Below are 13,584 nucleotides of genomic sequence, written 5' to 3'. Positions count from 1 at the left end.
TGTCTTCCCCGGCCCCCCCGGCGCCCCGCCCCGCCCCCCCGGCCCCCGCGCCCCCGCCGCGGGTGGGGGGCCCCCCCGGGGGGGGCGGGGGGGGCCCCCCACACGTACACCCGGCGGCCGACGTCTCGCCGGGCCGGCGGGGTCAGCGGCGCACCCATCCCCGTTCGAAGGCGTGCCAGCCGAGCTGCATGCGGGTGGAGACCTCCGCGACCTCCATCAGCCGCTGCAGCCGGCGCTGGACCGTACGCAGCCCCAGCCCCAGGCGGACGGCCACCGCACGGTCGGTCAGCCCGGTGAGCATCAGGGACAGCAGGAGGAGGTCGGTCTCGTCCGGGCCCTCGGTCTGCGGTTCCGCCTCCACTTCGCCGGATGCCGAGAGCAACAGCGGACGGGCCGAGTTCCAGACCGCTTCGAACAGCGTGAGCAGCGCCTCGACCATGCCCTGCGCCCGCACCACCACGGACGTCGGCTCAGCGCCGGCCGGCCCGGCGTCCCGGGGCAGCAGCGGCATCAAGGCCGTGGACCGGTCGGCCACGACCAGCTTGCACGGCACCCGCTCGACGACCCGCACGAGCTGGGTGCGCCCCAGCGCCGCGGAGAGCGCGGCCGTCGTCGACGGCCGGTCGAGCGCGGCCTGTTCCAGGATCACCTGGTATCTGACCCCCCGGCCGGTGGCGTGCTCCTCCGCCTCGTGCTCGTCCTCGCGAATCACCGTCGGCTCGGTCGTGACGAAGGTGTGCAGCTCACGCTTGGCGCCGTACTGCATCTGCTCGAACCGGTGCCTGATCGCCTCGGCCCCGGTCACCACCTCCAGCAGTCCCGCCCGTTCCTGTGCGGCCGCGCCTCTGCGGTACTCCTCACCGAGCGCGGCCACCGCGGACTCCGCCTGCTCCAGGGCGTGACGGCTCGCGGCGAGGGCGGGTCCGAAGGCCAACTGCGGGGGCGCCACCACATAGGCGCCCGCCCGTCCGACATCACGGGACACCATGCCGGCGTCGTCGAGACGCTCGAGCAGGCTGCCGGCCTCCCGGACGTCGAGGCCCAGATGCCGGGCCACGTCGCGGTCCGTCGCGCTGCCCAGCCGTACCAGCACCCGGTACACCCGCTCCTCGTCCTGCGGCAGACCGATGGATCGCAGCATGGCCTCTCGTCTCCCTCTCCTCTGCTCCCACGAACACCGCGGCGCTCGGGCAAGTGTGGCTGAGCGGCCCACGGCGGGCTCCGTCGACCCTGCGGAGGCCGCGTTCAGGGAACGCGGCCTCCGCTCGGGAGCCATGGGAGCCGGGCTCAGCGCACCTCGTACGCGCGGACCACGGTCTGGGTGACCCGCGCCCCGTGACCGTCGGCGAGCGAGACCCTCACGTGCACGAAGCTGCCCGCGGGCGCGTCCGCAGGGAGCGTCGCCTGCCAGGTGCCGTGCGTGCGCACCAGCCGGGCCGTGTGCCAGTCGGTGACCGCCTCGGCGGCGCTCTGGTCGCCGTACGCGTACTCCAGTGTCGCATCGGCCAGGGCGACGGGCCCGTCGGTACCGTCGACGACTGCGCCGATCCCGATCGTGGTCGTCGCGCCGGCCGGCCGCGTGTTGCGCAGGTCGCTGGGCACGTCGACCACCGGGACGAGCAGGCGCTGGGCGCCCTGGTCCGCGGCGCCCGAGGAGAACGCCCATTCCGTGGCGTACGCCAGACCGGTGCGGTCGGTGGCCGACAGGGTCCGCCGCCAGGTCTGGCGGAAGGTGACCTCGGCCTTCTCCTGCGGCAGCGTGACCATTCCCGAAGTGGATGCCGCCGGCCGGCCGTTCACGAGGAGCTCACGCGTGGTGAAGTCCCGCTGGCCGATGGTCGAGTCGTGCCCGCCCGCGTCGCCGAAGGGTGCGGCGACATAGCTGAGCCGGTTGCTGGTACGGGTCATCAGCGGCCGGTCGAAGGTGTTGCGGACCGGACCGTAGGGCGACTTGTACCAGTTGGCCGTCTCGCGGCCCTTCTCGACCGCGTGCGGACCGTCGTAGGCGGTGCCGCTGTAGGGGCTGAAGTCCCGGCGCATCAGCGTCGTCCAGACCAGCCCCTCCGCGCCGGTCGGCGTGAAGAACTCGGTGCGGGACTGCGGTGCGTGCAGGGGCAGCGTGGTGCCGCCGGCCCAGACCGAACTCACGCCGGGCAGCCCCACCTGGACGTCCGACCAGTACGTCGTGTCGTCCGGGTTCTGCACGTGGTAGCGGGCGTCCCGGACCGCGAGGGCGGAGTCGTGGACCCGCTGCGTGCCCGGACGGATCTCGCCGCGACCGACGTAGGCGAGGTTGTAGACGTACGGGCTCTTCGCGGTGGCGGTGCCGGACCAGCTCACGGTGGACCTGCCCTGCTCGGCCAGCGCCTTGAGCGCCAGCGAGTCGGCCCAGGTGATGGAGGCCTGCGGCACACCCTCGGCACCGCTGAACTGGAAACGGCCCTCGGTGTCGGGGACCGCGGAGAGTACGCCGACGGCGCCGGCCTTGGCCGCGGCCAGGGACCACCCGTACCCGTTGCCGCCGCCGGTGCCCGCGTCGACCAGGGCGATCTTGCCCGTCAGGTCGTGGGCGGCGAAGTTCTCGTCGGTTCCCTTGCCGATGGGGACGACGTCGGCGGAGCCCTTCCCGTCGAACTCGGTGCCCTTCTGCAGCGGCAGCGAGTCGAGGACCCGGCCGTCGGAGGTGCTCAGTTCGGCGAGCGGGGCGACCTGCCGGGCCGACGCGAGGAAGGTGAGCCGGTCGTCGCCGGAGACCCGCTGCGCGTACACGCCCTTCGCGTAGGACGGTACGGCCGTGACGTAGCCCGCCTTCAGGTTCCTGGTCTCGTCGAGCCCGAAGGTCGTACCGAGCGCGAATCCCGCCGGCTGGCTGGGCCGGTCGGTGTCCCAACTGACCGGCTGGGCGACCCGTGCGTCGAGGGTGACGACGGCGTCGCCGGTGACCTTCACCTCGGTGTCGTACAGCTGGGAGACGGACTCGACGCTGCCGACGTTGCCCGCCACGTCACGCGTCATGATCACACCGCCGAGCGCGTACGTGCCGAGCGGCACCCGGACCGTGGTGCTGCCCGCGTCCGGGTAGCCGATGGTGTAGCGCTTCGCGGTGTCCCGGTGGTCGTCGAACAGCTGGAACGTCGACAGGGGGTCCGCCGGGTCGCCGTGCCGGTCGAGGCCCTTGACCGTGAGGTCGGCGGACGGCACCTCCATGTGCACACCGAACGGGACGGTGACACGCGTGCCGTGGGCGCCGATGCCGACGAGGCGCCCGGTGACCGTGCCGTAGTCACCGGCGTCGAGCTTGGCCGACGGGTTGATCCGGACCGGGACGTCGGCGGTGCCGTTCGCGGGGACGGTGACGATGTGCTTCGCCGGTGCCGCGAATCCGGACAGCCGGGAGCCGTCGTCTCCGCGCACGTCCTGCGCGGTCAGGACGAGGGTGACGGGCTTGTCCGTGATGTTCGTCAGGGTGACCGGCTTCTCGACGGGGTCGAGTCCGGCCTGCGGGTACGCGAAGTCGCCCAGCAGCGGGGCGGGGTCGGCGAGCACCGGCTGGGTGACCGCGCGGGCCACGTCGAGCGGACCCGAGCCCTGGTCGAGGACGGGCGCGTCGGTGCGCGCCGCTGAAGAGGTCAGCAGCCCCTTGAGCTGCGCCGGGGTGAGACCCGGGTGCTGCTGGAGGATCAGCGCGGCACCGCCCGCGACGTGCGGGGTGGCCATCGAGGTACCGGACATCGACTGGTAGGCCTGGTCACCGCGGCCGCCGGCCTTCGCGGCGACGACGTCGACGCCCTGGGAGGCGATGTCGGGCTTGGCGCTCAGGCCGTCCACGGACGGGCCGCGGCTGGAGAAGTACGCCGTCTCGTTCTTGCGGTCCACGGCGCCGACCGTCAGCGCGCTCGGGGCGCAGCCCGGGGTGGAGACCGTACCGTGCAGCGAGGCGTTGCCCGCGGCGATGACGAACAGGGCCTTGCCGCCGAGCCGTTCGACGGCCTCGACGTCCGGACCCGTGCAGCTGGTGGCGCCGTCCGAGCCCAGGGACATGGAGACGACCCCGGCGCCCTGGGCGACGGCCCACTCCATGCCGTCGACGATGCCGCTGAGGGAGCCGGAGCCGTCGTCGCCCAGCACCTTGCCGATGAGGAGGTCGGCCTTGGGTGCCATGCCGGCGTACCGGCCGTCGGACTCGGCTCCGGTGCCGGCGATCGTCGAGGCGGTGTGCGTGCCGTGGCCGGTGCGGTCCACGGCGTCCTGGCCGTTGACGAACACCTTGGTGGCGCTGATACGTCCTGCGAGGTCGGGGTGGTCGGCGTCGACGCCGGTGTCGAGCACGGCGACCTTGACCCCGGCGCCGTCGAGCCCGGCGCGGTGCGCGGTGGTGGCGCCGGTGAGCGGGACGGTCGGGGTGCCGAGGACCGGGGCGGCCGTGCCGTGCACCTTGGCGTCCAGCCAGATCTTGCGTATGCCGCCGGTGGCCTTGGTCCGTCCGTCCTGTGGGGCGAGGTCCTTCCAGGCGTCGGCGGCGGATGCCTTGCCGACGGCCAGACCCGCGCCGCCGATCGAGTCGAGGCTCGCGGTGGTCCTGGTGCCGGGAGCGGTACTGCGGGGGGCGCGCCCGCCCTCGTACGCGACGACGACCGGGACGGCGTCGGTGTGCGCGTCGTCGTATCCGTCGGCGACCAACTTGCCTATGTCGAACAGTTCGGCGTCGACCGTGCCGGCGTCGACCAGCTTCTCCGTGCCCTGCGGGAAGACGTAGGTGTGCGTGCCGTCCTGCCAGACGGCGGCGGGGTGGTCGGTTCCGTCGGCGGCGCGTGGGGCCGCCGACAGGACCCGGCCTTCGGCGTCGACACGTGCGTCGACCACGTCGCCGGTGATCAGGGTGACGGTGACGGGCCGCCCGGCGTCCGCGCGGTCGGCGGCGGGAACGGCAGCGTCCGCGGCGTCGTCGGCGCTCGCCGCCGGGATGCCGATGCCCAGCAGGGCGACTGCCGCGATTCCGGAGGCGGTTCGGCGCCACGGTCTGCTGCGTCTCACAGGTGCACTCCAGGAGGAGGGGATGGATCCGGTGGGTGACAGACTCGCCAACTCCGGCGCCGGGCAGGGACGATGGAGGTGGCGGGTAGTGGCATGGCGCGAACGCGCCAGCCCCCTCGGCGCCGGGCGCGTGGCGGATCGACGCCTGTCACAACTCCGCCACGGATCCCGTGTGCAGGGCGCCACCGCGCTAGGTAGACCCGTGACCACGGCCTCCCGGTGATCCCCCGGAGGTCTTTCGCGTCACGTGAAAGGTCACCCATGCCACGCGCAACCACCCGCCACAGAAGGCGGTTCACCGCCGCCGTCCTGGCGGCCGGCCTGACCGGCTCCCTGCTGAGCCTGTCGGCCCTGCCCGCTCAAGCCGCCGATGTACCGCATCCGTTGGGCGCGTTCGCACCCGACTCCCCCAAAAAGGCGATCGCTTCCTCGAAGGACAAGCTCGGAGCGCACGACCGGACGCTGCTGCAGAAGGCCGAGAGCGGCAGGAAGAGCACCGTCACCGTCATGCTCGCCACCGGCAAGGGCGACACGAGCGCGCTGCGCGCGAAGATCGCGGACCTCGGCGGCCACGTCGGCAAGGCCGACGACAAGCTCGGCTACGTCCGTGCGACCGTTCCCACCGGGAAGGTCACCGCGCTGGCCGCGCTCTCCTCGGTGCGTGCCGTCGACCTGAACGAGACGTACAGGATCCCCGACCCCTCGCCGGTCACCGCCGAGGACACCAAGGCCGCCAAGGCCGCCGGGAAGAAGGACTCCACCGCCCCCGTCGCACCCGGCAAGGGCACCCCGGCCGACAACCCGTACCTGCCCGTGGCGGACACCGGCGCCGCCGGCTTCGCCGCCGACCACCCCGCATGGGACGGCCGCGGCGTCACGGTCGGCATCCTGGACACCGGCGTCGACGCCTCCCACCCGGCTCTGCGGACGACCACGACGGCCGAGCCGAAGATCCAGGACTGGGTGACGGCCACCGACCCGGTCACCGACGCCGACCCGACGTGGCTGGAGATGAAGGTGAAGGTGACCGCCAGCGGCGGCACCTTCACGTACGCCGGCGTCACCTACTCCGCGCCCGACGGCGACTACGAGTTCCAGCTGTTCGACGAGGACACGACCTACCGGAGCGAACTCGGCGGCGACGTCAACCGCGACGGCGACTACAAGGACCGGTTCGGCGTCCTGTACCGCCCGTCGGACCACCGCGTCTGGGTCGACGCCGGCCTCGACCGGAAGTTCACCGACGCCGACGTGATCGAGCCGTACGCCAAGAGCGGCACCTGGGGCACCTTCGGCACCGACGACCCGGGGACGGCCGTCGCGGAGTCGATGCCGTTCACGGTCGAGTACCGCGACGACGTGGACCTGTCCGCGCGCGGCGGCTCCAGCGTCGGCAGGAGCGCCGACTTCGTGAACATCGGCATCGTCTCGGGTTCGCACGCCACCCATGTCGCCGGAATCACCGCGGGGCACGGGCTGTTCGGCGGGAAGATGAACGGTGCCGCGCCCGGCGCACGCATCGTCTCCGAGCGGGTCTGCCTCTTCGCCTCGGGCTGCACCTCCTACGCGCTGGCCGAAGGCATGATCGACGCCGTCGTGGACAAGGGCGTCGACGTGGTCAACCTCTCGATCGGCGGGCTGCCCGCGCTCAACGACGGCGACAACGTGCGCGCGGTCCTCTACAACCGGCTCATCGACGAGTACGGCGTGCAGATCGTCTCGTCGGCCGGCAACGACGGCCCGGGGATGAACACCGTCTCCGACCCGGCCGTCGCCGACCGGGTGCTCGCGGTGGGCGCCTCCGTCAGCAAGGACACCTGGTGGGCCGATTACAACTCCCAGGTGACGGACCGTCAGTCGTTGTTCCCCTTCTCCGCGCGCGGTCCGCGCGAGGACGGCGGTATGAAGCCGGAGGTCGTCGCACCGGGCGCCGCCGTCTCCTCCATACCGACCTGGATGCCGGGTGAGGGCGTTCCCGACACCGGTTATGAACTCCCCCCGGGCTACGGCATGTTCAACGGCACGTCGATGTCCTCGCCGCAGGCCACCGGAGCCGTGGCGCTGCTGCTCTCGGCGGCGTCGCACTCCGGCGTGAAGGTGTCGCCGGCCGCGCTGCGCACCGCCCTGACCAGCTCGGCCCGGTTCCTCGACGACCAGCCGGCCTACGCGCAGGGTGCCGGTCTCATCGACGTACCGGCCGCCTGGAAGCTGCTGGCGAAGAACGCCGAGCCGACCGCGTACGACGTGAAGGCCCCGGTGTGCGGAGTGCTCGCCGGTCTGCTCCCCACTCCCAAGTCGGGCTCTGGTGTGTACAACCGCTGCGCACCGGGTGACGGCGGGCAGGAACTGCTCCGTCCCCGGACGTACGCGGTGGAGCTGACCCGTACCGGGTCCGGCAGCCGTACGGCCGAACTGTCCTGGCTGGGCAACGACGGCACGTTCAGCGCGCCGCGCTCGGTGCGGCTCACCGAGGGCAAGGCCACCACGATCACTGTCCGGGCCCGGGCGAAGTCCACCGGCGCCCACTCGGCGCTGCTGCGTGTGGACGACCCGGCCACACCCGGCATCGACCGTCTCGTGCCGGTCACCGTCGTGGCCGCCGCCGATCCGGCGAAGCCGTCGTACGCCGTGTCCGCCCGCGGCAGCGTCGACCGCAACGCGACCCGGTCGCTGTTCGTCGCGGTGCCCGAGGGCGCCTCGGCGCTCGACGTGGACCTGTCCGGCATCGCCGATGGCAGCCAGACCCGCTTCCTGGCCGTCGACCCGCAGGGCATGCCGGTGGAGGACAGCGCGGTCAGCAACTGCTACACGAACTTCTCGGACACCGGGGCCTGCGCCACCGGCGCGCGTACCTACAAGCAACCGATGCCCGGAATCTGGGAGTTCGAGGTGGAGGCGCGGCGCACCTCACCTGTCCTGGAGAACCCCTACCGGCTGGCCGCCACCGTGCTGGGCGCGCAGCTGGACCCGGCGTCCTCGGTGGTCGACGAGGCCGCACTGCACGCCCCGGTCGAGCGCTCGTTCACGGCCGTCAACCGGTTCGCCCCGGTGACGGCGCACGCCGCGAGCGGAGGTGTCGGCGCGCTTTCCCAGGCCCGTCCGACCCTGGCGGACCAGCAGATGACGGGCAAGCAGATCGCGGTGCCGCGGGACGCGACCCGCCTGGAGGTGAGCCTCGGCAACGCCTCCGACAAGAACGCCGACCTGGACCTGTACCTGCTGGGCCCGACCGGCGCCCTGATCGCCTCCTCCACCAACGGAGGAGCCCGCGAGTCACTGGCCCTCGACGACCCGGCGCCCGGCTACTACCAGATCGAAATCGGCGGTACGGACATCCCCTCCGGCAGCACCGCGTTCGACATCCAGGACACCCTGTTCTCGAAGTCGCTCGGCACGGTGACCGTGGACGATCCGCGGCCCGTCGCGCTCGCCCCGGGCCGGTCCACGCGGATCCGCGGCCGTCTGGTCGCGGAGACCGCACCGCCGGCCGGCCGTCAACTGGTGGGACGCTTCTCACTGGTGGCGGAGGAGGGCACCACGCTGGGCAGTGCGGACGTACTGCTCGGCAAGGTCACCCAGCCCCAGGCCGAGGTCTCCGGGTCGTTCGGGCCCGCGCTCGGGTTCGGACTGGACGACACCGGACGGGTCGTGGGCTCCCAGCAGGTCTCCAGCGCCACCCGGCCGATCCGCTGGGCGCCCGACAGCGGCGTCACACTGCTCGGCAACGCCGGAACCGGCACCGGTTACGCACTGGCCCAGAGCCCCTCGAAGGGCTACGCCACCGGCCAGTTGACGGTCGACAAGGTGACACGCGCCGCCCTCTGGAACGCGGACGGTGACCTCACCACGCTGCCGCTGCCGGACTGGGAGGCGTACACCTACGCCCGGGGCTTCGCCGTCGACGACGAGGGGACCGTGATCGGCAACGCCACGGGACTCGTCAGGAACCCGGCGACGGGCCGCGACCAGACGGTGAACGACCCGTTCGTGTGGAACGCGAAGGACGGTTACCGCAAGCTCGCCCACCTGACCGCCGATCGCTCCCTGACCGAACCTCTCGCCGTCAACGACGCCGGCGTGATCGTCGGCCACTCCTCCAAGGACGGCAAGCGGCGCGCGGTGCGGTGGGACGCCGACGGCACGATCACCGACCTGGGCACGCTCCCGGGCATGGCCGACAGCACCGCCAGGTCGGTCAACGCCTCCGGCACAGTCGTCGGCACCAGCGGCGACGACGCCTTCGTCATCAGGAAGGGCGCCGCGATGACCCGGCTGCCCGACTTCGGCTTCGACGCCAAGGCGCTCAAGGTGAACGACGCGGGGTGGATCATCGGTACCGCCGAGACCGCGCCCGACGCGACCACGGCCGTGGTGTGGGACCCCGAGGGCCGGATGTACGACCTGGGCGCGATGGTCGACTCCACGCACTGGGGCCCGACCGAGGGCATCGGCATCAACAACCGTGACGAAGTCGCCTTCTACGCAACGGACTTCAAGGACGCGGGGAAGACGAAGGTCGTCGTGGCCGGCCTGCCCGGCTGACACACGTTCCCCTTCTGCGGCCCGTCCGCCCCGGCTCATGGTCCGGGGCGGACGGGCCGCGCCCCTGTCCGGCGGCCCCGTGGGTGTCCGCCCACAACGAATCGGCTGCCGGTCCGTGAATACGGGCCGGCAGCCGACGGGTTCAGCGGATCACTTCAGGCCGAAGGCGCGGATCACCTCCTGCTCGACAGTGAGCCCGTTCGCGGCCTTGGCGGTGGTCTTGAGCGACACGAAGCCGCCCGGCTTCTTCGGCAGCTTCAGCTCCGCCGACCAGGAGCCCCGCCCGTCGCGGTCCAGCGGAACGGCCTGGTAGGTGGCACCGTCGTCGTACGACACCGACAGGGTCGCGGAGTCCGCGTACGTGGTCGAGTCGAGCCACTGCTGTGTAGCGGCGGACAGGGTGAGTTCGGTGCGGTGGCCCGACGCGACGTCGCCCGCGAGGTCAGTGTCCACGCCGAAGTGCGGCTGGAGCAGCTTCACCGGCTCCCGCGAGGTACCGGAGGCGATCGCGCCGGAGGTGAACCCCCACTCGGAGTGGCTGCTCACGGTGGTGTGCCAGTCGTCCGCGTTACGCGCGGAGTCCATCACGAGCCGGTACGGCAGCGCTTGTGCGGGCCGGCCCGACGAGCGCACCGAGCGGCTTGCGGACTGCGCGAGCAGGGTGTCGCCCTGGTACAGAGCCATCTTGCTGGTGCTCTTGTCCAGCAGGCCGGTCCGGTCGAGGGCGCCACCGTCCGCGTAGGGGGTGACGGCCAGGGTCAGGGCGTTGTTGCTGTCACGGTAGGGGCCCGCGTACGCGGTGCCGACGGCGGGGTGCTGGACCGGGGAGAACCAGCCGGTGGTGTAGCTCTTGCCGGCCGTGTAGTTCAGCAGTCCGCCGGTGTTGCCGAGAGTCCCGCGCGTGTCCGAGATGTTGTGGTCCTCGAACCAGGAGGAGCCGCCTTCCAGGTGGTCAACCCATTCGGTGCGGACCATCGGGTAGTACTCGGGCATGTTGTAGCCGACGCCGGCACCGTAGGTGGGGATGTCGTAGCGGTAGCCGTACCCGACGGTGGCGCGGTCCGAGTAGAGGCGGTTGGTGACCTCGGCCAGGTCGCGGCGCGCGTCGGGCGCGTAGGTCAGCGAACGGTTCGGGACCTGGTCGGTGTAGCGGGACACCAGGTCGTACAGGTAGCTGGGGGCTCCCGCCGCGTCGATCACGAGTTCCTGGCCGTGAGCGTCCCGGTCGAGCAGACCGGCCGCCTGCGACTGGTGTACCGAGAGCACCGGGATGTCGGCTGTGCCGCTCAGCGCGTAGGTCTCGTTGAGCCTGCCCGGCCGGTCGCTGAGGACCAGGAGCGCCTTGGCCCCGGCGGCCTCGGCGTTGGCGACCCGGGTGAGCGCGGGCACCGCGTCACTCCGGTCCACGATCACCGCCTTGCCCTTGACGTCCACGTCCGCGAAGTCGGCACTGCTGCCGGTGTGGACGTAGGCGGTGTGCAGCCGGAGCCGGCCGGCGACGACCGCGCTGCCGCTCTGTGCCAGCGTGGGCAGCGAGTCCTTGCCCGAGCGGTAGGTGAACCGGGGCTCCTGGAGATCCCAGCGGGTGACGAACTCGAAGCCGCCCTCGGTGACCTTGTCGGTGGGGCTCACCCACAGCTCGTCGGTCGCGATCGGCAGGGTGACGATATTGCGGATGACGGTGCCGTCCTGCGCGGTGCGGACCATCTCGTACCGCGTCTCGCGCACCTCGGTCGGCTTCGGTGTCCTGGCGCTGATCAGCCGGGACTTCGTGGCGTCCAGCGTGACCGTGGCGTCATCTGTCAGTTTGGTCTCCGGGTCGACCAGGAGCGCCTGCGCCTTCGTGTCCCCGTTGTCCCCGGTGACGTCGAGCAGCGACCACACGACGTAGTTGCCCGGCGCCAGGCGCAGGGTCTTGGTGCCCGTCACCGCGTAGTCGTCGGCGGTGCTGGATCCGAGCCGTGCCACGTGGACGGTGCCCGACGCGGGCTTCCCGTCCCGTCCCCGCAGGTTGACCGTGAGGTCGTAGAGCTCGCGCTCCTTGGCCAGGGCGAACCCGGTGTGGGCCACGACCGTGCCGGTGGTGTGGTCCTTGGCGGTCACCTGTCCGGAGAACGTGGTGCCCACGGCGACCTTCGCCGGGTCCAGCGAGAGGACCGCGTCGGCGCTGCCGCCGGCCGGAACGGTGACCTGGTCGGTCGAGAGCGTGTACGCGTCGGCCGAGGTGTCGGTGGCCAGGTCCAGGGTGACGGGCTGGTCGCCCTGGTTCCGGTACGTCACGGTGCGCTCGGCGACCGGGTCGTCGGCGCTGTGGGGCCAGTCGTACGAGGCCGTGGCGACCGAACCGGTGGCGGTGATCTTCGCGTCGACGGCCGCGGCGACGTCCACGCGGCCGGTGCCCATCTCGTACGGGGTGTAGTCCGGCAGTTCCTTGGACGTGCTCATGAGCGCGTCCTTGAGCTGCTGCCCGGTCCAGTCCGGGTGCCGCTCCTTGAGGATCGCGGCCGCGCCCGCGACATGCGGGGTGGACATCGAGGTGCCGGACATCGTGCGGTACATGCCGGTGGTGCCGGGGACCGCCTGCGAGGCGGCGGCGGTGATGTCCACACCGGGGGCGGAAATGTCCGGCTTGAGGCCGGAGTTCCCGACCAGCGGACCCTGGCTGGAGAAGGGCGCCCGCTCGTCGGACTTGTCCACGGCGGCGACGGTCAGAGCCTTCTCGGCGGATCCGGGGGTGGAGATGGCCCCGGGGTCGTAGGCGTTGCCCGCGGCGATCACGAACAGGGGTCCGCCGTCGGCCGACAGCGTGTTCACCGCCTGGGCCATCGGGTCGGTGCCGTCGTCGGGCGTGGTGTCGCCCAGGCTCATGGAGACGACCGAGGCGCCCTGGTCCTTGGCCCATTCCATGGCTTCGATGATCCCGGAGTCCTGCCCGGAGCCCTCGTTGCCGAGGACCTTGCCGATCAGCAGGTCGGCGGCGGGGGCGACGCCCTTGTAGTCGCCGCCCGAGGCGGCGCCGGAGCCGGCCACGGTCGAGGCGACATGGGTGCCGTGACCGTTCTCGTCGAGCACCGCCTGACCGGGCACGAAGCTCTTGGAGGCGACGATCCGGTCCTTGACGTCCGGGTGCGTGGGGTCGATGCCGGTGTCGAGCACCGCGACCTTGACGCCCTTGCCGTCGAAGCCCTTGGCCCAGGCCTCGGGTGCGCCGATCTGCGGCACCGAGTCCTTCAGGTCGGCCTTGACCCGTGCGTCGAGCCACAGCTTCTTCACTCCGGCCGAGAGCGTGCGGCTCTTGCCCGGAGTGGCGACGACGTCGTTCCAGAAGGCCTGCTGTCCGGAGCGCTTCACGGTCAGCGCGGCACCGTGGACGCTGTCCAGGCGGTGTGTCAGGGAACTGCCCGACGGGGTGGCGGGGAGCGAGCGGGTCGCCGCGTCGTACGTGGCGATCACGGGAAGGCCGTCGGTGTGGGCGTCGTCGTAGCCCATGCCGATCAGGCCCGTCACGTCGAACAGGCGCCGGTCGAGCGTGCCCGCGGTGATCAGCGGGGCGGCCTCGTCGGGGATGACGTAGTAGTCGTCACCGAGCTGCCGCACCTCGACGCCGCCCGGGGTGCCGTCCGCGCGGTCGACGGTGATGGTGTCGCGGGTGCCGGGGCCGTCCGCGTAGTGGACCACGTCACCGGTGATGAGGGTGATGTCGTAGGCGCGGGTGTCGTTCGGCTGGGCGGGTTCGCCGGAGGTGGCCGGCTGGGCCGCGGCCTGCAGGGGTATGAGCAGGCCGCCGGCCATGGCCGCCACACAGGTGAGCGCGGCCAACGAGCCGCGCCATCTGCGCGTCGGCCCGGCGTAACCGGGAGTTTGGGCTTCGGAGGTCATGGGGAAGATCTTCCGCCCTGCCGGACGGTCGTCGGCCTCTGCACCGTGGCGGCAAGTCGCCTGGCCACTTGCCGCCAGTGGGCCCGATCCGCGCCGGCGGGACGGGCACGGGACGTGTCGCCCCGCTGC

At 72.1% G+C, this 13,584-nt stretch carries 4 protein-coding genes; 1 reads left to right on the top strand and 3 read right to left on the bottom strand.

Annotated features, from left to right (window positions below):
• Positions 1-142: 142 nt before the first annotated feature.
• Both ABZT74_RS22865 and ABZT74_RS22860 read right to left on the bottom strand, forming a co-directional pair.
• Entirely contained in the window at positions 143-1,141 is a 999-nt protein-coding gene (locus ABZT74_RS22865) for a helix-turn-helix domain-containing protein (RefSeq protein WP_356437619.1), read from the bottom strand.
• Between the two features lie 146 nt (positions 1,142-1,287).
• On the bottom strand, positions 1,288-5,034 hold the full coding sequence (locus tag ABZT74_RS22860; protein ID WP_356437616.1) for a S8 family serine peptidase: 3,747 nt from the start codon (positions 5,032-5,034) through the stop codon (positions 1,288-1,290).
• Positions 5,035-5,295: 261 nt separating this feature from the next.
• On the opposite strand from ABZT74_RS22860, the gene ABZT74_RS22855 reads away from it, so the two are divergent.
• On the top strand, positions 5,296-9,576 hold the full coding sequence (locus tag ABZT74_RS22855) for a S8 family serine peptidase (RefSeq protein WP_356437613.1): 4,281 nt from the start codon (positions 5,296-5,298) through the stop codon (positions 9,574-9,576).
• Between the two features lie 150 nt (positions 9,577-9,726).
• Here ABZT74_RS22855 and ABZT74_RS22850 read toward each other — a convergent pair whose 3' ends face one another.
• Complete coding sequence (locus tag ABZT74_RS22850) at positions 9,727-13,455, bottom strand: S8 family serine peptidase (protein ID WP_356437611.1); 3,729 nt, start codon at positions 13,453-13,455, stop codon at positions 9,727-9,729.
• Positions 13,456-13,584: the final 129 nt, after the last annotated feature.

The sequence above is a fragment of the Streptomyces sp. NPDC005302 genome, assembly GCF_040607345.1.
In the GTDB taxonomy this organism is placed as follows: domain Bacteria; phylum Actinomycetota; class Actinomycetes; order Streptomycetales; family Streptomycetaceae; genus Streptomyces.
This window is presented reverse-complemented; position numbering and strand designations above follow the sequence as displayed.

Excerpts from the sequence above, each read along its gene's own strand:
- ABZT74_RS22865 (WP_356437619.1), bottom strand. The coding sequence starts at position 1,141 with ATGCTGCGATCCATCGGTCTGCCGCAGGACGAGGAGCGGGTGTACCGG.
- ABZT74_RS22850 (WP_356437611.1), bottom strand. The coding sequence starts at position 13,455 with ATGACCTCCGAAGCCCAAACTCCCGGTTACGCCGGGCCGACGCGCAGA.
- ABZT74_RS22855 (WP_356437613.1), top strand. The coding sequence starts at position 5,296 with ATGCCACGCGCAACCACCCGCCACAGAAGGCGGTTCACCGCCGCCGTC.